The following is a 20,504-nucleotide window of genomic DNA, read 5'->3' on the forward strand; positions in this document are numbered from 1 at the left end:
CCGGGACGGTGCCTGCCGCCGCGGCTGGATCAAGACCCTTCGCGCCGGCACCGGCCTGAGCCTCGCCTGTGCCATCGCTGCCGCAACCTTCTCCGGCATCCAGGCCGCGGTGCTGATCGGTCGCGGCCCTTGGTATCTTTTACAACGGCTCCTTCCCCCAAGCGTCGGCTCCTTCCCCCAAGCGCCCGCGGCGCCGGCGAAGAAGACGCCAACAGCGACTGCCGGTGCGATGCCTCCAGGACAGACGTCGTGGTCACGTCCAGCGATAGCTGCAGTGCACTGTGCAGGTCATTGGCCCGACCGGTCGGCCGCGGACGCCCAGCGACCTAGCTCCGCTGTGAGCGTTGGCACCAACAGGGGGCGGGACAAGGCCAGCGCCAGCCTTTTGCGAAGATTGGGAGGCATCAGCTCGACGCGCATTTCTACCAATGTCCCCACACCTTCAGGGCGAAGGTCTACGTAGGCTGTCCCGCCGTCGAACAACCCGCCGATGATCCTGTTGACCGTCTTCCTGGGTCGGTCATAGACGAAGTAGTCGGAGACGCTCCGTATGCGGAGGGGGCCAGCTTTCATGACCATCGTGTAGCGGGGTGTGCCATCCGGCCGAAGCTCATAGCCCTCGATCTCAAGCAGTCTGGAAGCAGCGACCGCCTGTCTGAGGCGGTCGCCGAAAATGAAGTCCCAGACCGGGTCCGGGGGTTGGCGAAAATGGGCGGAGACGTTGATCGGCTTCATGGTTGCTCCCGGGAGGTGCTGTCCCTCAAAGGTGCAGGCTAAAGCGTCTCGCGGGTTGCATGGTGAAGAAGTCGGTCATTTGTTCCGCCCCTAACTGGAATCAGGCAAGACCAGCACCTCTCCCCGGCAGCATTTTAAGGTCTGCCCTCATGCCAGACAATGGCCTCGCCGGCAGGCGGTTCCGCCGGGCTTCGGCCGTTTTTGCTCGGCAGCAGTACGACGGCGGTACTCGCCTCAGCAGTTACCGCACCGGTGTAATTAGGTAGGGCGGGTTGGAGGTGTCCCCTATCCAGCAGGAGCAGGTTGGAGCAATATGACACCATGAGAAAGACTTTTTTGGCCGGTATGGCAGCGGCAATGATGGCGTTTGGCGCAATCAATTCAGCAGCGGTGAGTAATGCGGCCCCTGATCCGTCGTACGTGGCGGGCCAAATCATGGTCAAGTTCCGGGACAACGGTGCGGCAGCCGGCGTCCTGCGCCAGCACGGCCTCAGCGAAGGTCCCGGCATCGGCAGCACCGGCGCGCACCTCATTACGGTGCCGGCCGGGAGGGAGCTGCACCTCATCGAAGCGCTAAGCCGGAATCCGGCGGTGGAGTACGCCGAACCGGACCATGTCGTCACAGCCGCCACGGCTGACGAGTACTTCCCTAGCCAGTACGCGCTGCAGAATGACGGCCAGTCATTCACCAACACCGCGGGCACGCTGACAGTAGCTGGCGGGAAGGCGGACGCGGACGTGGACGCCGTTGAAGCATGGGGCGTCACCACCGGTGCCGGCATCAGGGTAGCCGTGCTTGATTCGGGCGTGGCGAACGACAACCCGGACATCCATCCGAAGGTTGTTGCGCACGCCAACTTCACCAACGGGGAAACCGGTGACGACAACTACGGCCACGGCACCCATGTGTCCGGCATTGTTGCCGCCACCAAAGACAACGCCGTGGGCGTGGCGGGAACGTGCCCGGGCTGCAGCATCCTGGACGGCAAGGTGCTGAACGACAGCGGGGTAGGATCCTCGTCCAGCCTTTCGAACGGGATCAACTGGGCCATGAACAACGGTGCCAAAGTGATCAACATGAGCCTCGGCGTCCGGTCATCACGCACCCTGGAATCGGCCGTCAACAACGCCTGGAATAAGGGTGCCGTGCTGGTGGCCGCGGCCGGCAACGGTGGCAATCAGACCAAGATCTACCCGGGCGCGTACGCCAACGTCATTGCCGTCGCCGCGACGGACAACAACGATGCCAAAGCCTCGTTCTCAACGTACGGGGCCAGCTGGGTGGATCTCGCAGCGCCCGGCGTCAACGTTTACTCAACGTTCCCGAACCACAGCTTCGTCCTGGAAAAAAATGGCCGCGCTTGGGGTTACGACGTCGGAAACGGCACCTCAATGTCTTCACCGATCGTCGCCGCCACTGCCGCGCTTGTCTGGAGCTCCAATCCCGGTGCCACGCCAACCTCGGTCCGCGCAAAGGTTGAGACCACCGCCGACAGGATTTCCGGCACCGGCACCTACTGGGCACATGGCAGGGTGAACGCAGACAGGGCCGTCCGGTAGTTTCCCCTTCCTTGCAGTCCCTCCAGCCCTAGGACTGGAGGGACTGCATCACGGAGAGGTGTCCGGCGCGTGCCGCGATCAGGCATTTCGCCAGGTAGAAGGGCTGGTTGCCGTACCTGACGTACTGGGTGAGGACCAGCACGGGGTCGGACGGGCGCAGGTCCAGCAGCTTGGCGCGGCTGGGCCCCACCTGGCTGAGGCCGATCTGGCACTCACCCGGGCCGGGCAGCCGGCCCAGCTGCTTGGTGAGCGTGGAAAGCAGGGTGGCGCCGCCGTCGTCCTTTATGTCCAGGGGCGCGGCGGGGCTGCTGCCGAGGCTGACGGGCTGGGCGGAGACGTTTTCCTGCAGGTGGGCGATGGCCTCGCCGTCGCGGATCAGGACGGATTCCCAGAGCCAGCAGTGGCTGCCGGGCTCAATCCCGATGCCGGGGCCACGAACTCGGAGGCGGCCTGCCGGACCACCTGGGTGCGCTTGACCTGGAGTTGCTGGCCGGGGGTGCCGAGGACTTCCTCGAAGGGGCGGATGCGTTCGATGCCGATGCGGGGGAGTGTGTCCGAGACGAAGCGTCCGACGCCGCGCCTCGCCCTGATCAGGCCGTCCTCCTCGAGCAGCATGAGGGCTTCGCGGACCACGGTGCGGCTGACTTTCATGTCGGCGCCGAGTTCGGTTTCGGTGGGGATCATGGAGCCGGGCGTGAGGAGGCCGTTGCGGATGGCTTCGGCGATCCGGGAGTACACCGCGACGCGGAGGGGTGAGCCGGGCTGGGCGGCCACCGGCTGGGACAGGAACCGGGCGGCGTCCTGGTGCACGTTATGCCTCGCTACGTTGTGGGTCTGGGGATTTCAGCCTACCGGTGTGACGGGTTTGTTGGACAAGCAGACGCCCGGCGGAGCGGGCCGCTGCTCCGCCGGCTTGGCTCATCCAGGCCTCGTAGCGGCTAACGTCACACACCTGATGTGCTAGCGTGCCCATCACGACCTTAAAACAGGTGGTCCGCTAGCACCAGCGGTCCGGCTTCTCGAAAGGTACCGGATGCAGTCAGCACTCCCTCGTCTCAGATCCTTCCGGCGTGTGGCCATAGCCGCCGCAGCCCTTCTGGCGGTCTCTGTTGCGGGTTGCACCAGCGAGCCGGAGCCGCCTGACAAGCAGTCACCGACTACTGGTTCCCCCGAAACGACCGCGACGGCGGGTCCTGGTGATGTTCGGATTGCTGCTGTCGGTGACATGAACGGCGCCAAGAACTCCAAGAGTGACAGCCCGTCCGGCCGGAATGGTGCAGCCATTGCCCGTCTGGTGGAGGACAACGAGATTGACGCGTTCCTGGGGCTCGGGGATTTCCAGTACGACACCGCTTACTGCGATGACTACGTGAAGTACTGGGCGCGGCTGTGGGGTGGCACCATGCCCAAGTTGTATTGGGTGTCCGCCCCGAGCCACGACTGGAAACCCGGCCGGAACGAAGACCTCGAAAAATTCATGAGCGGCGAATGCCCGGGGTCTGAGGCGAAGGCTGCGATCAACCAGGAGCGTGGGTTCATTGGGAACGGGGAAGCGTATTCGAAGGACTTCGGGAACTGGCACTTCGCGTTCCTGTCCTCCGCGCAGTGGCGGTACGACTCCAAGCAGGCTAAGGAGTTGACGAAGTGGCTGGACGATGACCTCGCTGCTGCGAAGGCGGCGGGCAAGCACCTGGCAGTCGTGTTCCACGAACCGTACTTCACGTCGAACACGAAACAACATGAGCGGGCCAAGAACCACAAGCCGTGGATCGACGTGATGTGGAAGCACCGGGTCAGACTGACCCTGTCAGGGTCACAACACAACTATGAACGGTCATGTCCGGTGAACAACGATGACGAGTGCGTCGATGACGGGATGACCGCGTTCCAGGTGTCCACGGGAGGCATCGGTCTCCGCTCCTTTACCAGCAATCCGTCGTACATCGAGAAGCGGTTCAGCGACACTCACGGGTTCCTTCGGATGACACTACGGGAGGACGGGTCTTTCGACTGGAACTTCGTTCCAACGTCGGGATCGGAAACGGACTCGGGCACGCGTTCCGCGCCGTAATAAAAGTCCGACTGCGGTGCTCTCCCAGCGGTGACGAAGTTCCTACTAACGTGGGAGACTTCGGCATGCGCATGCCTGCGCCGTTCCAGGTGCGATGGATGTACAAGGCAGTGCCGGGACCCCCCATCCTCACGGATAAAAAGTCCCGGCACTTGGGTGGTGGGATGCTAGTCGCGACCTACTTCAGGGTGAGGACGAGCTTGGGTGCTGCGGTGGTGCCGGCTTCTTTGGAGTTGAGGTCCAAGCCATCGCTGCTGCTGGAGTCCATGCCCAGTGAGATCTGTTGGCCGAGCTCGCCGGCCACGCCGCTGACCGTCAGCGGAACGTTGTAATTGGTGTTGGTCGTTGTCGGGCCGAGCGTGCCGATGCCGGCACCAAGCCCGGGGCGGTTGCTGTAGGTTATCCCGGTCTCGGTCCAGGTGTCATCAGCGACCAGCTTGACGTTCTGGGTACCTGTTGACCCGCTCCCGGCGCTCCGCAGCTGCAGCGTCGCACTCTCCAGTGTCCTGCCCGCGTATGCGGAGAGGTCGAACTTCAAGTACGTGATCTCCTCCGTGCTGGCGTCTACGCCCAGTACGGTGCTGGTGCCGTAGTTCGTCCCGGTCGCCCCGGCCGAGACGTAGCTGTCAGCGGTGGCAGTGAGCGTGACGGTCTGCGACGTGCCGCCGCCGGACGCGGCAGCCGCGGTGGTGAAGGTCCATACCTTGTCCGCCGCCAGGGCGTTACCGGCAGCATCCTTCACCCCACCGGTGCCGCCCTTGATCGTTGCGGTGTACGTCGTGCCCGCCGCCAGGTCCGCATCCGGGTTCAACGTCGCAACCTTGTTCGTGCTGCTGTACGTCACAGCAGCCGGCACCGTCGTCGTCCCTGCCTTCAACGTGAACGTGGTCGACGTGACCGTTGAGGCATCCATCGCCTCCGAGAACGACCCCGTCACATTCGTCGATGCAGCCACACCGGTCGCACCATCAGTCGGAGTTGTACCGGTCACCGTCGGAGCCGTCGTATCCGTTGTCGTCGCCGTTCCGCTACTGGGCTCATAGAAGTGCCAGTACCGGCTTGTGGCGTTCACGTCGGCCAGCACCAGCAGGCCGCTGTTGGCCGTGCCCCGGGCCGAAGCGTTGAGGTTCTGCTTCGTCGAGGTCACGTTGTGGGCATACTGGTCGGCGTCCACGATACGAGCCGTCTTCGTGGTGGTGAAGTTGATCGTGTCCAGCGGCGTGGACTTCTCGTAGATCGCGCCTCCCGAGCTGGTGCAGGCACCGGCGTTCGTTGTGCCGCTGGGCTTGGGATAGGTAGCGAAGGTACGCAGCCTCTGCGTGCTCTCGTCAATCAGGACGATCACCCGGTTCGGGCACTCGGCCACGGTCGCGATGGTGTGCGCTGACCAGGTCGCTGTCGTTGCGTTCAATGCCAACAGCTGGATCAGCGGCTGGGACGCGGACGTGAACGACGTCTTGATGGCGGCGAAAACCTTATCATCCGTAGAGTCCAGCCACTTCAGGTTCATGTGGTCATCCCCGCTGCGCAGCCCCTTCACCGCCGCGACAGGAGTGGTCCAAGACGTGTTCGACGCTCCATCGACGTGGTAGCTCCAGTACATGCCGTCGGTGGAATCACCGACCTGCCGGCTCCACATCAGACCCACCTTCCCGCCGAACGCGATCACAGCCGAGGTGTCATCCACAGACACGTTGCTCAACGATGAAGGATGCGGGAACGGCGTCCCCCAGGTCTTGCCGTCCGTTCCGGTGACATTCACATAGATCCGGTTCCCCTGCTGCCACGTCGCCCACACCCGGCCGGTCGAGTCCTTATCGATGGTCAGGGCCTCAACGCGGTAGTTGTTGATCTGTGTAGAACCCAGCAGCGAGTACTTCTTAGTGCCCGGGTCGTAGCTGTAACGCCGCATCGTCGTCGGGTAGTTCGGCTCAGCCGGCAGACCGTCATTGACGAACCGATAGCTCGCCACATGCAACGTCTTCCCATCCCACAACACGTCATGATGCGTGCTCGCCCGCGGGTCCGTCGCCACACCGGTATCGACCCACGAACTCGTCGCGGCGTTAAACCGGAAGATATGAAAATCTTTGCTGGCCGTGTCCCACAGGTTCCCCCACCAGATCCCGTCGTTGAACCACAACCCACTCGTCGACCGCTTCGTACCCGTCGGTGTCCCGGTCCCCGAATGGGACGGACCCTCAACCCCGACATCACCCGTAGCAGCCGACGCCCCAACCGGCACCACCAGGCCGGCCAGCGCAACCAGCAGCGCTGTCAGCAGTGCGTGGAGCCGCAGCTTCCGCGACCCGCGGGGACGAAGACCAGCCGGGCCACCGCCTCCCCGTTTTACAAAAAGCTGGGAAGTCCTGGGACCTCGACTGCGCGTGCCTATGTTGAATAGTGGATTTTCCAGCAACTTTACTCCCCGGGTTCAATATCACAGTCAACCCCCAGGTTGTTCAGTTTTAGCGCTGGAAGCATCGAAAGCAATCCCCGGTACCCCCCGATTGTGTTGCCCCTGCAATCCCCTATCGCCGTCATGGCCGGCGGCCTTTTTTAGTGCTGAATGGCGCTGCTGGTGTCCGTTGTCAATCACGGGTGAAGACCCCGTAAAGAAGACCGCACGGAACAGACCCGGTTGCTGAAGCGGCTAGGTACGACGGCGGCGCCCGCCAAGGCGGTTGCGGCACCTGTGTAATTAGGTAGGGCGAGTGGGAGAGGCCCCCTATCCCCGCAGAAGCAGGTGGAGCAAGATGACCCCCATGAGAAGGATCCTTACGGCTGGGTTGGCAGCGACGATGCTGGCTCTTGGGGGAATTAACCCGGCAGTTGCCGGCAACGCGGCGCCCGGGTCACCGCACATCACGGGCCAGATCATGGTCAAGTTCAAGGATCACGGCGCGGCGGCCAGCGTCCTGCGCCAGCACGGCCTGGGCCAGGGGCACGGCATCGGCAACACGGGGGTGCACCTCATCAAGGTGCCGACCGGCAAGGAGCTTGGGTTCATCGAAGCCTTGAGCCGGAACCCGGTGGTGGAGTACGCCGAGCCGGATGCGATCGCGACCGCCGTAACGGATGACCAGTATTTCCCTAGCCAGTACGCCCTGCACAACGTCGGCCAGTCGTTCACCAACACCGCAGGCACGCTGTTGGTAGAGGGGGGCAAAGCGGACGCGGATGTGGACGCCGTCGAGGCCTGGGGTGTCACCACCGGCGACGGCATCAAAGTGGCCGTTCTCGACTCAGGCGTTGATCTCGATCATCCCGACATCACCCCGAAGGTTGTTGCCCGCGCCAACTTTAGCGGCGCGGCAACCAACGACGACATCTACGGGCACGGCACTCACGTGGCCGGCATCGTCGCCGCTACCGCCAACAACGCGACCGGTGTTGCCGGTGTATGCCCAGGCTGCACCATCCTGGACGTCAAAGTGCTGAATGACAGCGGGTCCGGCTCCGCCTCGGCCATTGCCAAAGGCATCGACTGGGCCGTTGCCAACGGCGCCAAGGTCATCAACATGAGCCTGGGGCAGCGCGTTTCATCGCGCACCCTCGAAACTGCCGTCAACAACGCATGGAAAAAAGGCGTGGTCATTGTGGCCGCAGCCGGCAACGCCGGCACGCAGGCGCAAATCTATCCGGCCGCCTATCCGAACGTTATTGCCGTAGCAGCAACCGACAACAACGATGCCAAGGCGTCCTTTTCCACTTACGGCAAGTGGGTGGATATTGCCGCGCCGGGGGTGGATGTCTATTCGACCTTCCCCAACCACGAGTTCGTCATTGGCACCCAGAACAAGCGGTCAATGGGCTATGACATAGCCAGCGGCACCTCGATGGCCTCACCCGTCGTCGCTGCTGTTGCCGCGCTCACCTGGAGCACACCTGCCGGCACCTCAAACACGTCCGTCCGCGCAAAAGTCGAATCATCCGCCGACAAGATAGAAGGCACCGGATCCCTCTGGGATGAGGGCCGTGTGAACGCCTGCAAGGCGGTGGGCTGCGATCCCTAATCCTGGAAACGGTTCAAGTCAGGACTGGAGGGACTGCATCACGGAGAGGTGCCCGGCCCGGGCCGCGATCAGGCATTTCGCCAGGTAAAACGGCTGGTTGCCGTACCTGACGTACTGGGTGAGGACCAGCACGGGGTCGGACGGGCGCAGGTCCAGCAGCTTGGCGCGGCTGGGACCCACCTGGCTGAGGCCGATCTGGCACTCACCCGGGCCGGGCAGCCGGCCCAGGTGTTTGTTCAGCGAGGCAAGGAGGGTGGCGCCGCCGTCGTCCTCTATCTCAAGGGGTGCGGCGGCGTTCTTGCCGAGGCTGACGGGCTGGGCTGAGACGTTTTCCTGCAGGTGGGCGATGGCCTCGCCGTCGCGGATCAGGACGGATTCCCAGAGCCAGCAGTGGCTGCCGGGCTCAACCCCGATGCCGGGGGCCACGAACTCGGAGGCGGCCTGCCGGACCACCTGGGTGCGCTTGACCTGGAGTTGCTGGCCGGGGGTGCCGAGGACTTCCTCGAAGGGGCGGATGCGTTCGATGCCGATGCGGGGGAGTGTGTCCGAGACGAAGCGTCCGACGCCGCGCCTCGCCCTGATCAGGCCGTCCTCCTCGAGCAGCATGAGGGCTTCGCGGACCACAGTGCGGCTGACTTTCATGTCGGCGCCGAGTTCGGTTTCGGTGGGAATCATGGAGCCGGGCGTGAGGAGGCCGTTGCGGATGGCTTCGGCGATCCGGGAGTACACCGCGACGCGGAGGGGTGAGCCGGGCTGTGCGGCCACCGGCTGGGACAGGAACCGGGCGGCGTCCTGGTGCACGTTATGCCTCGCTACGTTGTGGGTCTGGGGATTTCAGCCTACCGGTGTGAGGGGTTTGTTGGACAAGTGCGGGTGCTGAGGAAGCTGCAGCGGTCCGCGCTGCTGCACAGGGTGATTTGTTTTTTTCGATCGTCATTGGACGTGACGAGTTGCTGGAGGACTTCAAGACCTAACCCACCCGGGATCGCAGCCGCTCCAGCGCCCAGTTCCAGCTGATCAGCTCCTGTTCCAAGCGAACGTTGGCCCCATATACATTGCTGCCCAGTGCCTCGTAGAGCTTGTGTTCCTCTGGAGTCAGCCGCGTCAATAGAGCCTTCGACTGCGATGGCTCCTGGCCCCAGGCATCCCGGTGCTCCAGCAGCGTCTCTTCATCCATCAGGACGCTCACTACGTGGGGATGGACAGCGCGAAGCTGATCGAGGATCCGGAAACCGTGGGTATCCAGGTCGCCCCAGTACAGGATGTGGCAATCCCGCAGCCACAAAGCGTCCCGCAGCGAGGAGAACCCGTACCCGCCGCCGTAGACAGCCATCGCCTCAAGCCGTTCAGGCAGGGCCAAAAAGTTCACCAGGTTCTCGGTCATCAGTACCGCTTTTACTGGAAGATTTAGCGTGCAGAAGGCCTCCGCCGTGACCGTCAGATCACGCACGCCGCCCAGCAGCGGCAGGTCAGGATCGAGCATCCGGAACCTGACCAGCTCCGGCGGATGGAGGAAACCATGTTTGGTGGCGAAGCGGGCGGCAGGTGTATTGGCCACCGGCTGACCCAACAGGGATCCCGGCTCCACGGGTTGCTCCGCAACGTTTTCGTCCGAGAAGTCATCTTTGGGAACTTCCGGCAGACTCAGTGAATCCGACATCTCATCAAGCACCCGCCGATGGTTCTCGATGAACTTCGTATGCACTCCCGGCAGGCTCAACTGCCGCACGTAGACCCCGGGCTCGGGATTGCCGCGGAGCCACAGCGCTACGCGTGCGGCCGTCAACGCATTGGTCCCAAGCTCCAGGAGCTTGAGCGGCCGTCGCAGCGCCCAGGCAGTGAAGGCGGTGTCCAAGGCAGCCAGACCGGCCGCAAGTTCAACACATTTCGCCGCGTCCTTGGCTTTCCCAACAAATGCAATTTCGTCATCAGCGGATGCGAACACGGCGGCAGCGGGCAACCGGTTGGGGCCCACCGTCGTCCGGCCCACCTCCGCTGTCTCGAGACTGAACGGTCCAGTGGCGGCGTTGAGCTCAGCAGCCCACGCACGGGCGGCCGCATAATCGCTCAGGAGGCCTGCCGCCGTCGGACGCTTTAGAGTACGGCGGCGGGGGTACAGTCCGCCGGGCTCCAGCAGCTCACGCAGCAGCGCGCCGCTGTTCCAGGCCTTCAGGGACTGCGCCCGCAAATCCGTCAGCGTGGTCCAGCCGGATGGAGAGTCAGCGCGGAGGTCCCTCCCCGAATCCCGCGAGCTCGCTTGGGGCCCCTCGGGACGCCGCTTAGGCACGGCGGTCCCGCTCGTCGCGGTACTCCTGGATGGTCATGTTCCGCAGCTGGGAGTCGTTGCCGTTGGTGTTGGCCACGAAGCCCACGTGTGCCACAAACGGTTCGATCACGTGGATCTTCTGCAGCGGAGTAACGATCAGCAGCTGCAGCCTCATCCGCTGGAACAGCTCCAGGCCGTACCGCGCTGACTCGTCCGAGCCCCGGCCGAACGCCTCATCAATCACCACAAACCGGAAGCTGCGGCCCTTGCCGGTTCCCTTCCCCGCTCCTGCCCCTGCGCCGTGCCCCGCGCCCAGGCCGAACTGGAACGCCAGGGCCGCCGCCAGGATGGTGTAGGCCAGTTTCTCCTTCTGCCCGCCGGACTTGCCGCCGGAGTCGGTGAAGTGCTCGAACTCCTCGCCGTTCTCCGTCCACTTCTCGGAGGCGGAGAAAGTGAACCAGTTCCGCACGTCCGTGACCTTGGCCGTCCACCGCTCGTCCAGGTTGGTGAAGCCGTCCCGTCCGCGGAAACGCTCGATCAGCCGCTCCACCTGCAGGTACTTCTGCTCGGAATACTGGTCCTCATCCCCGATGGTGCCTTCAGAACAGGCCCGCAGGTCGGACCCGAACTGGCGGACATCGAGGTCGGTGGTGTTCTGGTGCTCCAGCTGGATGTGCCGGCCGCGGTTGTATTCGATGGTGGCCAGGGACAGGTTGATCTCGGCGATCCGGTTGATGATGTCCTGCCGGCGGCTGTCCAGGAACGCGTTGAACGCCACCACCTCATGGATGGTGTTCTGGTTCAGGGAGTCCTTGAAGTGCGCCTCGAACTTGGGCAGGTCGTTCTTCTCCAGCTGGTCCAGCAGGCGTTCATAGTCGACGGCGGCGTCCAAAGATGCGTCGATGTCCGTGGTCTCGGTGGGGTACTTGTTCCGGAAATCGGCCATTAGCCGCACAGTGCCGGCCTCAGCCGTTGCCAGCCGCTTGGCCAGCGCGTCGATGGTGGCGGTGAGCCCGGACCGGACGGTGCTCTCAACCGCAGCCGTGTTCTTGTAGGTGAGCACCTTCTCCCCGGACGTCCCGGCGGTGAGGTCCGTTACGGACGCCAATAGCCCGGCGTCGTCCGTTAACGGCTGTTCCTGCAGCAGCGAACGGCACTCCTCGATGGCCTCCGCGATGTCCTTGGCGTCCTTCTCGTTCGCGCCCAGCCGCTGCTGGAGCTTGCCGGCCCGTTCTTCCAGGCGCTGCAGGTCGGCCTTTAGGGCAGCTTCTTTGGCCGCCAGATCCTGCAGGACGTTGCTGGTGGATTCCAGGGCACGGCGCTCGACCTTGAGCTCCTCGATCCGGCGGGCGGTGTCCTGCCAATTGATGTCGGCGAACCCGGACACGGAGCGGACAGTCCCCAGCTGCTGGTTCTTCCGCCCGATGTCACCCAGCTGCCCATCGACCTTGGCCAGCTGTGTTTCCGCAACCTGGAGCTGGCCCTTGACCTCATCCAGCTCGGCCAGGAATCCGTTGATTTTGTCCTGGTTGTCCCAGCCCAGGACGTAGTTCCGCCGGTCTCGAAGGTCCTTGCGGTCGTCCTTCTCGTGCCGGCCGCGGCCACCCTTCAGCTGTCCATTGGCGGTCAGCGCCTTGGGATGGCGGCGGAAATCCGCCAGGGTGTCGCAGCAGACGTAGTCGAACCTGGTGGCCAGCTCGTCCATCAGGAAGTCGCGGAACGGGGTGCCCTGCTTGATGGCGATCTTGGCCGCGAGCGTCCCTGGTTCTGCCAGCCTGGGGGAGTGCGAGTCGCCGATCCGAAGGTAGACCAGCCGACCCTTGAGGTTGTTGGAGTCCACCCAGCCGCTGACGGCGGAGTAATGCTCCGACGGCACCAGCAGGGACAGCGCGAAGCCATGCAGCGTGCGCTCGGCGGCACCTTCCCAGGCGGCTTCGCCGTCGCGGACCTTCAGCAGCTCACCGGCGAACGGCAGCTCCTTCTCCGGCACGCCGGTCCCCTCGCACAGCCGACGGCGGATCTCCAGTTGCTGCAGCGGCAGCAGGTTCCGCCGGGCCTGGAGGCTTGTGAGTTCGGCTTTGAGGTCCGCGGCACGCCCGCTGAGGACGGTGCGCGTCATGGTGACCTCGGTGCGGTCGTCCTGGAGCCTGTTGTATTGATCGGCCAGCCCCGATTCGACGGCGGCCAGCCGGTCCCGGTTCGCATCGAACAGCACCCTGTCCTCCGGTGCACGGAGGCCGAGCTCCGCGGCGGCTGCTGCATAGGTCTGGTAGCGGGCACGCTGTGCGCCGGCCTCGGTACCCAGCCGGGCCACGTCCGCCTCGATGGCGGCAAGCCGGCCGCCGCCGTTGGTGCGGATGTCCTCCACCACCGCGTTGATCTGATGCCGCATGTCATCGGTCCGGGCAGTGAGGGAAGCGGCTTCTTCGCTCAGACGTTTGCCAGTGCTGTCCAGCTCGGCGGCGTGTTCCAGACTCAGGAGCAGGCGCTGGTTGGTGAACCAGGGGTGCAGCTGGTCACGCTGGGCACGGGCCAGCTCGTCCTCGGCAGTCAGTTTGGCGTGCCTTGCTGCACCTTCACGAATGGGGGTGAGCAGGCTGATCTGGTCCTTTGCGCGCAGCACGGCGCCGTGGGCCTTCTTGAGGTCGTCGAAGTGGCTGATCAGCTTGCTGATGCGTGCCTCCACGTCGTCCTCGTCCAGCATATTGGTGCGCACGAAGGAGGTGATGTTCTCCACCTGTTTCATGGACACCGTGCGGTGGAACAGCTCCATGGCCTGGTTCCCGCTGATGCCGAACTGCCGTTTGAAGGCAGCCGCGTACGGTTCGAAGCTGTCATGGACCGTGGCGCCGTCGGCCTTCAGCTTTTTCTTCAGCTTGTATGGGTCCTGCCCGAAGTTGGAGAAATCCTCGGCGATGGACTGGTCCGTCTCCGCCAGGGAATAGAACCGGTTGGGCTGGCCGGCCTCGTGCACCGCCCACAGCGTGATGGCCAGCGTGACGGACTTGTTGAGGACGGCGTTATGGAACACGCCCAGGACCACGGTCAGCGCGCCCGTCCCGCGGAGCGACACCGGCTTGGAGTTCTCACCGCCCGTGCTGCGCGTGCTCTTGTGGTATCCCCGCACATAGGACATGAGCGAGCGCTCTTTCTTCTGCGCACCGGCGGCTTTGTTGTACTCGATCTTGTTGGCCGGCAGCAGGAGCGTGGTGATCGCATCCACCACGGTGGACTTTCCGGAGCCGATGTCACCGGTGAGGAGGCTGTTGGCGCCGTCGAGGCGGAACGTGCGCACGCCCTGGTGGAAGGTGCCCCAGTTGAGCAGCTCCAAACGGTGCAGCCGGTAACCCGGGGGAGTGCCGGCGTCGTCCGTTGTTCCCTGCGCCTCCTGCGGGGTTTCGTCCAGGCTGAACAGGCTGTCCTGCAGGTCAGCTGTCACGGGAGGTCTCCTTCGCTCGTGTCGGCGCCGGTACCGGGTTGAGGTGTTCCGGCGAGGGACGCGCGGTAGTCTGCCAGCCGCGCGTCGAACTCCTCCAGCCACTGTGCATCCACGTAGGCCTTCAGGATCCGCGCCACTTCGTAGGTGTCCGCCTGGCCGCGCAGCTTGCGGAGGAAGCCCAGTTCCACCACCTTCTTGATATTTCCAGCCAGCCTGTCCAGGATTCGTGCCTGGTTGCTGGACTCCGGGAGGAAGACGGCCACCATGTCGGTGATCTCCTGCTCCGTCATGATCAGGCGGAGCTCGCTGCTGTTGGTATCGAACTCGAGCATGCGCTTGCGCAGCAGGGCCAGTAAAAGGCTGACATCGAAGGTCAGCCTCCGCCGTTGGACGAGCCGGGGGAGGTTTCCCTCCGGGTCTTCCCGCGACCGCAGGAACGCGTACCCTTCCGACTCGTCCAGGATCAGGTCCAGGCCCAGCACGGCCACGTAGTCGCGGGTTTGCGATTCCAGCACCAAAAGTGCCTGCCAGACTTTCTCGTCCGACTCGGCGTACACCACGCCGCGGAACAGCCGGGTGACGACGCCGGGGAGTTCCTCCGGCGTCCGGCTTGCGTTGGGTTCCGTGGTGTCGGTTAAGTTCATGCTGGCCTCACAAAGATGATCTGGTCGACGGTCGCTTCACGGATACTGCCGTCGGGGAGCTGCCACTGGAGATGCTGGGGCGACGTGTCATCGATGCTGGCCCACTCCGACTCACTGGCCAGCTGGTAGTATGCCACGATCTCGGCGAGGCCCTGCTGCAGCGGGTGGGCCTGAGTGATCTCCGCCAGGGTGGCCTGCCCGGACTCCGCGAGGACACTGTCCACATTGGCCTTCAGCCGTTCCTTGTCCACATGGAACTGGCTGAAGAGGGCATCTGCGTCCACCTCCGTGTCGTCAGCGGTGACCACACGGTCGTCCACCATCACCTTCTGGCTTGGTTCGTAGAGCGGCCGCTCGAAGGGCAGGGCCACGTCCACGGACTGCGCGGCAATGTCCATAAATTCGCCCGACGGCGGTGCGTCCCGGGTGCCCAGGGCGCCGGTTTCGATGCTGCGTATCAGCCGCATGATGCGCTTGTTCTCAAGGAAGACTTTGTCATCGAGCAGCCTTCGCATCTGCTCGGACAGCTGCCGGACGGTGGCCTGGGTCTGGTCGACGGCGGGCAGCCAGTCCTGGTGCAGCGTGGTCACGGCTTGCAGGCCTTCGACTGCGGCCAGCGCCTCAATTTGGGTGGCGCGCTGAAGGAGGTCCTGCAGTTCCAGGCGCAGCTGCGGCGACATGAGGTAGTCCCAGAACCCTTGGAATGTCCGGCCCTGGAGGGAACTGCTGATGCCTTGCTGGTTGGCGAAGATCGTTTCCAGAAGCTCCCCCTGGCTGCCCTCCCACGTGGCGATCTGTTCGCGGACCTGTCGGTCCAGCTTGCGGAAGTTCTGTTCGACTTCGCGGAAGTCCGCGAGGAGGTCCTTGGCCAAGGTGGTCAGCTGCTGGAAGTGGTCCAGCGCCTCCGGGGCGGTCATGACTTTGAGGTTGCCGTCCCTGATCCGCTGCATCTCGGCATCAATCCCGTCCCGCTGGCGCTGGAGCTCCGTCAGCCGGACCTCCGGATCAGTCTCCGATTGCTGTACCAGGGCTTTAAGAACCGCGAAGATACTGGTCAGGCGGGACTGTGTTGCCACGAAGTCCCGGCCCCGCAGGCTCTCCACCCAGCGGACCACATCCTCGGCAGCGGAGGTGAGATCGTAGTGCGGCTCGTCCTGGCCCGGGACATAGTACTTTCGAAGCCACGCCCGCTCCGTCGCTGCCCAGTCATCAAGGTACTCACCGGCGGGGCGCGGAAATTTGTCCTCACCATAGACATCCCGCAGGCCGAACAGGACGTCGTCCAGGTGGTCGATCAGTTCCTGACGGGCGATGTCCCTTTGGTTGGGGGCGGTGAAAGCCTTGATGAAGAAACTGATGGCCAGCGGGGCGTTCTGGGCACGGAGCAGGGACCAGCCTGGGTGGTTCTCACGCAGTTGGTTGATGGCGTAGAAGTCCATGTCGTCCTCGGGGCGGCGAAGTGATAGGCCTAAGCTACACGGAACCGCCGACAATCCACGTGCCAGAGCGGCGGCCGCAGCCGGTCACTGTGGCAATTGGACCTGACGCACGGCGAAGATTCAACATCAGAATTGGTGACACGTTTACTGCAACAGCAGTACCTTTGGTCCATGCAAGGCACAGTCGCCGCCATGCCGCATCTCGACGGCGTGACTCACCGGTGGATCCACGTGCGCGGGATACGGATGCACATCGCGGAGGCCGGAAGCGGGGAGCCGCTTTTCCTGCTCCATGGCTTCCCTCAGAACTGGTGGGAGTGGCACGGCGTCATTCCCCGCCTGGCCGGACACTACCGGGTGATCGCCGTGGACCAGCGCGGTTTCGGATGGACCGATGCACCCGCCCATGGCTACAGCGCGCGTTCGCTTGTAGCGGACATCATCCAGCTCATGGGCATGTTGGACATCCCGCGGGCGCGGTTCCTCACCCATGACTGGGGCGCCATCATCGGCCAGCTTCTCGCCATCGAAAGGCCCGATCTGGTGGAGGCCCTGATTGTTTCGGGCGCCCCGGACGTACACATTAAGCCAAACGCGCGGCTGCTGGTGCTCACGCCCAAGCTCTGGCACGCCTTCGCGTTCGCAGTTCCGGTGATCGGACCGCGTCTGCAGCGGAACGGAAAACTTATGCGGCACCTCTTCAGGGCTTTCGAACCCTCAGGGGGAGTGGCTCGTGAGGACATTAAGATCTACCTCGCTGTGATGGCCCAGCCCGGCAGGGCTTTCGCAGGATCAGCTCTTTACCGGCGCACGATCCTCCCGGCGTTCATGGGCATCATCTTCGGGACGTACGCCAAGCGCAGGTTCACGGTCCCGACCCTCGTTCTGGTCGGCGCCATGGACCCGTCCGGCGCACTGCAAAAGATGGGCCACCGGTCCGGCCTCGGGGGCAACGTGACCACGGAGATCCTTCCCGGCGAGGGCCACTTCCTCATCGACCACCGGCCGGAGCTCGTGGCGGACAGGGCCCTGCGGTTTTTTGCCCAGGAGCCGGGCAGCGCGGCGCCGTTCAACGGGTAGTAGCGCCAGTCAGCGCACGCGGATGTTGGAGGGCTTCCCTGCAACATCGCTCGGCTCCAGCCCTGCCGCTTTTGCCTGAAGCACACACCATTTACGCAACTGCATGCCGAGCAGCTTTGCCAGTGAACCGTGTTTCTCCTTTACCAACGGAGATCCCGTGGAGCCGAACAAGGAGACACTGATTCCCGTCTCGCCGTGGAGCAGCGGATCGTCCAACACAGCAGCCCAGGCCTTCTCCAATGCCTTTCCTGCCTCGTCAGCGCTTCCGTTAACTCCCCGGAAGCTCCGCGCCAGGTGCGCCTGCATCCGCTGCTGTTCAGTCATGGCCGAATCCTTCTTGGCCGTTGCCTTCGTGTCCGCGGGCTTCGTCGCTGCCGGCTGCGCCTTTGGCCGCGGTTGCGGTTCCGCGGGGTGTACATCGCCACCTGCTGCGAGCAGAGTCAGCTCCGCGAGTTCTCCGTGGAGCGCCGCAATCTGGCGGTGGATTTCGCTGATCCGGTGTACGACGTCGATGCTTGCCTCCTTTTTCGAAGCGTGCAGCTTGGCTTTCACGTCAGCAGGGAAGCTGGTGCGGAACAGTGCGCAGAGCGCGTTTGCGAGTTTGAGGCGCGCTTCGGAGCTGGGCACGAGAAGGGGCGCAGGGCTGGTCGAGTTCGAAATCACGGCCGCCAGTTCTGGAAGGCGGCCGTATACCTTGCCCCAGCGGATGCGTTCTATAGCCGTCCCATCGTCCACTTGCGGGGAGTAGACGCTCTGCATGAGCCGCAACTGCAGCGGCTCAAAAGCCGGAAAATGCTGGGGAAGGATCGAGCTTCGCAGGACTGCCCGGACCGCGTCGAGCTGCCGCGAGACCTGCTCTATCGGATTGGCGACCATCACTCCTCCCTCAAGCAGCCACTGCGTGCCCGTATCGGTCGCCGACAGGACCCTTTGCGGAAAACCCTTCCATTCGCTGACCATGAGCGTCCCGTGCCGGATGTTGTAGAAGAACCAGTCGATCTCTGCAACCGGCTTGCCTGCCGCATCCACCCGGCAGTTGCTGAACGCCCAGACGTCGTCGTCGAGCAGTTCACTGAGCCTCGCAACATCGCGGGCGGACGGTCTGTGCGCAGCCGAATTGGCCGAAGGAAAATGCAGCAACGAAGGCTTTCTGGGGCGCTTAGGCCAGCGAAGGGAACCCCCACCCCTGAGCCGGTCGCGCCTCATGCGCTAGGCCATCATCACCGCCCGTGCGGCCTGATCGCAAGTAGCGTCCGTTCATTTTTCGATAGGTCCGAGGCATTACTTCGCACCCATCAGGATCCACCGTTGCGCCTCGCGGTCCGGCGGCAGAAACTGAGATCACTGAGGTGCGGTGCTGGATGTTTCATCTGATTTGAGAGTGCCCAGCGGAAGGCCAAGTCATGGGAGTGTACGTACAGCGCGGGGATGTAGCTATCTGGACGGAGCAGGTGGGCCAGGGACCGGATGTACTGCTGATCGGAGGCCTGGGCGACACGGTCGAATCATGGCAGTTCCAGATGGATGGGTTGGCCGACGGCTATCGGCTTACTGCCTTCGACAACCGGGGCGCCGGCCGGACAGCCAATCCCAGTGGGCCTCTGTCTGTTGAAGCGCTGGCTGATGACGCGGCCGGAGTCCTCCGGGCGCTCGGCGCAGGTTCTTCCCATGTGGCGGGTTTCTCAGCCGGAAGTGTCATCGCTCAGGAGTTGGCCCTGCGCCACCCTGAGCTTGTCCGGAGCCTGGTTCTGCAGAGCACGTGGACGGTGATGGATCAGTACCTCCGGTCATGGGCGTTGTTCATGAAAGCGCTGGTCAGTGCGGCTCCCACCGAGCGGGTTTTCCTCCAGGGTCTGTTCCTGAGCGTTTACACGCCGCGGGCGCATAACGACGGAACCGTAAACCAGATCATTGAGGAGGCGCTCGCCTTCCCGCATAAGCAGAGAAGCGAAGACGTCGCAGCCTTCATCGATGCCTTCGTCAGCCACGATGCGGCTGAACGTCTCTCGCAGGTGAATGTTCCCACGCTCGTGCTTGCAGGCGGTATCGATCCCATCACCCGTCCCGAGCTCTGCCGAGAGGTGGCGGAGAGGATCCCCGGCTCGGTATTCGAAGTCATGGAGGGTGAGGCCCATCAACCGTTCCAGGAGGTCCCGGATCGGTGGAACGCCCGCGTCAGTGCCTTTTGGCAAAGCGTGGATGCCGCAGTTTGATCACCTCCCAAGCGGCGGGGGCCAGGCGTGCGCGCATGCCGCCCAGTCCGTCCTCGGCCAGGGGGTCCAGCGCCAGGCGGGTCCAGATCACGAAGTTGTCGGGCCACGGCACCCGGAGGCGATACCGGCCCGGATCAGGGATCCGGGTGACAAGTCGAGCGGTTACTTCCTCGCGGCTTTGGGCGCTCTAATCTTCGGCTCCTTCGGCGGCAGGGTGGCAACGTATTCGTATGCCTTGATGACCCACGCCCTCGCCCTCGTATCGTCGCCGTCACCCTCTTCATTCCACACCTCGGGCAGCCCCGCGTAGCCCGCCATGGGCCGCTCGGCCGGCCCGAACGGGAGAGTCCGTTCCGAGGACTCGAGCAAAACACGGTCTTCATCGGAAAGCTTGACACCGATGGTGGATCCGAAAAGGCCGGCGAACATGTTGCCGTTGACGAATGCGCCGAGGTTGCCGAACATCGGCTTGACCACCACATCGGTGGCGGCGGGGACGATCGAGCGGAAGCGCTCCTTGTCGGCCTCGGCGGCTTTGGGCATCTCCATGTTCTTTTCCCCCTTGTATGAATTTCGCTGAATCTGTTGGCAGGATATGCCCGCTTAAGCGTCCCGGTACAGGGTCTACATGACCGAGTGGCTCGCAGTCCCGCCAATCTCATGTAGTGTGGAACCTGTTGTTGTGTTTATGCAGTTGGTAGTTCAGGCAGTACGCGCGGTCGAGAGTCCGTGTTCTTCTGAAGTAGCGGTTTTTGAACACCCCACACCGGAGGGCCCGAAAGTCGGGATTTTCCCTCCACCTTCACGAAGGACAAAAATAATGGCTACTGGCACCGTCAAATGGTTTAACGCTGAAAAGGGCTTCGGCTTCATTTCCCCCGACGACTCCTCACAGGACGTTTTCGCACACTACTCTGCGATCAACTCCAACGGTTTCCGCTCCCTCGAAGAGAACCAGAAGGTTTCCTTCGACACCGAGCAGGGCCCCAAGGGTCCCCAGGCAACCAACATCCAGGCTCTCTAATTTCCTAGAGTTCCGGG

Annotated in this window: 15 protein-coding genes and 2 pseudogenes; 7 read left to right on the plus strand and 10 right to left on the minus strand. The window is 63.7% G+C overall.

Annotated features, from left to right (window positions below):
• Positions 1-10: 10 nt before the first annotated feature.
• Positions 11-155: pseudogene (locus NXY83_RS21015) on the plus strand (MFS transporter); the annotation flags it as partial.
• A 133-nt stretch (positions 156-288) separates the two neighbouring features.
• Here the strand turns inward: NXY83_RS21015 and NXY83_RS05840 are convergent.
• Positions 289-735 carry a hypothetical protein gene (locus tag NXY83_RS05840; protein WP_258805135.1) on the minus strand — a complete coding sequence of 149 codons (447 nt, stop codon included), beginning with the start codon at positions 733-735 and terminating at the stop codon, positions 289-291.
• A 321-nt stretch (positions 736-1,056) separates the two neighbouring features.
• Here NXY83_RS05840 and NXY83_RS05845 point away from each other — a divergent pair, with 321 nt between their 5' ends.
• Positions 1,057-2,295, plus strand: a complete 1,239-nt coding sequence (locus tag NXY83_RS05845; RefSeq protein ID WP_258805136.1) for a S8 family serine peptidase — start codon at positions 1,057-1,059, stop codon at positions 2,293-2,295.
• A 28-nt stretch (positions 2,296-2,323) separates the two neighbouring features.
• Here the strand turns inward: NXY83_RS05845 and NXY83_RS21020 are convergent.
• Positions 2,324-3,105, minus strand: a pseudogene (locus NXY83_RS21020) (GntR family transcriptional regulator).
• A 415-nt stretch (positions 3,106-3,520) separates the two neighbouring features.
• Here NXY83_RS21020 and NXY83_RS05860 point away from each other — a divergent pair.
• Positions 3,521-4,366: a hypothetical protein gene (locus tag NXY83_RS05860; protein WP_258805139.1), complete on the plus strand. Its 846-nt coding sequence runs from the start codon at positions 3,521-3,523 to the stop codon at positions 4,364-4,366.
• Positions 4,367-4,544: 178 nt separating this feature from the next.
• Here the strand turns inward: NXY83_RS05860 and NXY83_RS05865 are convergent, their stop codons facing one another.
• Positions 4,545-6,365 carry a DUF7594 domain-containing protein gene (locus NXY83_RS05865; protein WP_258805140.1) on the minus strand — a complete coding sequence of 607 codons (1,821 nt, stop codon included), beginning with the start codon at positions 6,363-6,365 and terminating at the stop codon, positions 4,545-4,547.
• A 766-nt stretch (positions 6,366-7,131) separates the two neighbouring features.
• Between NXY83_RS05865 and NXY83_RS05870 the strand changes: the two genes are divergently transcribed.
• The gene (locus tag NXY83_RS05870) at positions 7,132-8,382 is read left to right on the plus strand and encodes a S8 family serine peptidase (RefSeq protein WP_258805141.1); all 1,251 of its coding nucleotides are present in this window, start codon (positions 7,132-7,134) and stop codon (positions 8,380-8,382) included.
• Between the two features lie 18 nt (positions 8,383-8,400).
• Here the strand turns inward: NXY83_RS05870 and NXY83_RS05875 are convergent, their stop codons facing one another.
• The 5 genes from NXY83_RS05875 to NXY83_RS05895 all read right to left on the minus strand — a co-directional run bounded on the left by NXY83_RS05875 (position 8,401) and on the right by NXY83_RS05895 (position 16,170).
• Positions 8,401-9,183 carry a GntR family transcriptional regulator gene (locus NXY83_RS05875; RefSeq protein WP_258805142.1) on the minus strand — a complete coding sequence of 261 codons (783 nt, stop codon included), beginning with the start codon at positions 9,181-9,183 and terminating at the stop codon, positions 8,401-8,403.
• A gap of 169 nt (positions 9,184-9,352) precedes the next feature.
• Positions 9,353-10,570 (minus strand): Wadjet anti-phage system protein JetD domain-containing protein, encoded by a 1,218-nt coding sequence (locus NXY83_RS05880; RefSeq protein WP_258805143.1) that lies wholly within the window; start codon positions 10,568-10,570, stop codon positions 9,353-9,355.
• A gap of 91 nt (positions 10,571-10,661) precedes the next feature.
• Entirely contained in the window at positions 10,662-14,087 is a 3,426-nt protein-coding gene (locus tag NXY83_RS05885; RefSeq protein WP_258805145.1) for an ATP-binding protein, read from the minus strand.
• Positions 14,084-14,731 (minus strand): DUF4194 domain-containing protein, encoded by a 648-nt coding sequence (locus tag NXY83_RS05890; RefSeq protein WP_258805147.1) that lies wholly within the window; start codon positions 14,729-14,731, stop codon positions 14,084-14,086. Before NXY83_RS05890 ends, NXY83_RS05885 begins: the two co-directional genes overlap by 4 nt.
• Positions 14,728-16,170: a DUF3375 domain-containing protein gene (locus NXY83_RS05895; RefSeq protein WP_258805148.1), complete on the minus strand. Its 1,443-nt coding sequence runs from the start codon at positions 16,168-16,170 to the stop codon at positions 14,728-14,730. The genes NXY83_RS05890 and NXY83_RS05895 overlap by 4 nt, the downstream gene beginning before the upstream one ends.
• A gap of 171 nt (positions 16,171-16,341) precedes the next feature.
• Here NXY83_RS05895 and NXY83_RS05900 point away from each other — a divergent pair, with 171 nt between their 5' ends.
• On the plus strand, positions 16,342-17,250 hold the full coding sequence (locus tag NXY83_RS05900; protein WP_258805149.1) for an alpha/beta fold hydrolase: 909 nt from the start codon (positions 16,342-16,344) through the stop codon (positions 17,248-17,250).
• 9 nt (positions 17,251-17,259) lie between these two features.
• On the opposite strand, the gene NXY83_RS05905 is transcribed toward NXY83_RS05900, so the two are convergent.
• Positions 17,260-18,390, minus strand: coding sequence for a hypothetical protein (locus NXY83_RS05905; protein ID WP_258805150.1), 1,131 nt, complete (start codon positions 18,388-18,390; stop codon positions 17,260-17,262).
• Positions 18,391-18,653: 263 nt separating this feature from the next.
• On the opposite strand from NXY83_RS05905, the gene NXY83_RS05910 reads away from it, so the two are divergent.
• Positions 18,654-19,463, plus strand: coding sequence for an alpha/beta fold hydrolase (locus tag NXY83_RS05910; RefSeq protein WP_258805151.1), 810 nt, complete (start codon positions 18,654-18,656; stop codon positions 19,461-19,463).
• A gap of 162 nt (positions 19,464-19,625) precedes the next feature.
• Here the strand turns inward: NXY83_RS05910 and NXY83_RS05915 are convergent, their stop codons facing one another.
• Positions 19,626-20,012 carry a TfoX/Sxy family protein gene (locus NXY83_RS05915; RefSeq protein WP_258805152.1) on the minus strand — a complete coding sequence of 129 codons (387 nt, stop codon included), beginning with the start codon at positions 20,010-20,012 and terminating at the stop codon, positions 19,626-19,628.
• A 271-nt stretch (positions 20,013-20,283) separates the two neighbouring features.
• Between NXY83_RS05915 and NXY83_RS05920 the strand changes: the two genes are divergently transcribed.
• On the plus strand, positions 20,284-20,487 hold the full coding sequence (locus NXY83_RS05920; protein ID WP_009372930.1) for a cold-shock protein: 204 nt from the start codon (positions 20,284-20,286) through the stop codon (positions 20,485-20,487).
• Positions 20,488-20,504: the final 17 nt, after the last annotated feature.

Source organism: Pseudarthrobacter sp. NS4 (assembly GCF_024758005.1).
In the GTDB taxonomy this organism is placed as follows: Bacteria; Actinomycetota; Actinomycetes; order Actinomycetales; family Micrococcaceae; genus Arthrobacter.

What these genes read in the sequence shown, in the direction of transcription:
- NXY83_RS05915 (WP_258805152.1), bottom strand. Translation starts at nt 20,012, where the DNA reads ATGGAGATGCCCAAAGCCGCCGAGGCCGACAAGGAGCGCTTCCGCTCG.
- NXY83_RS05895 (WP_258805148.1), bottom strand. Translation starts at nt 16,170, where the DNA reads ATGGACTTCTACGCCATCAACCAACTGCGTGAGAACCACCCAGGCTGG.
- NXY83_RS05900 (WP_258805149.1), top strand. Translation starts at nt 16,342, where the DNA reads ATGCAAGGCACAGTCGCCGCCATGCCGCATCTCGACGGCGTGACTCAC.
- NXY83_RS05860 (WP_258805139.1), top strand. Translation starts at nt 3,521, where the DNA reads ATGAACGGCGCCAAGAACTCCAAGAGTGACAGCCCGTCCGGCCGGAAT.
- NXY83_RS05870 (WP_258805141.1), top strand. Translation starts at nt 7,132, where the DNA reads ATGAGAAGGATCCTTACGGCTGGGTTGGCAGCGACGATGCTGGCTCTT.
- NXY83_RS05890 (WP_258805147.1), bottom strand. Translation starts at nt 14,731, where the DNA reads ATGAACTTAACCGACACCACGGAACCCAACGCAAGCCGGACGCCGGAG.
- NXY83_RS05920 (WP_009372930.1), top strand. Translation starts at nt 20,284, where the DNA reads ATGGCTACTGGCACCGTCAAATGGTTTAACGCTGAAAAGGGCTTCGGC.
- NXY83_RS05845 (WP_258805136.1), top strand. Translation starts at nt 1,057, where the DNA reads ATGAGAAAGACTTTTTTGGCCGGTATGGCAGCGGCAATGATGGCGTTT.
- NXY83_RS05840 (WP_258805135.1), bottom strand. Translation starts at nt 735, where the DNA reads ATGAAGCCGATCAACGTCTCCGCCCATTTTCGCCAACCCCCGGACCCG.
- NXY83_RS05910 (WP_258805151.1), top strand. Translation starts at nt 18,654, where the DNA reads ATGGGAGTGTACGTACAGCGCGGGGATGTAGCTATCTGGACGGAGCAG.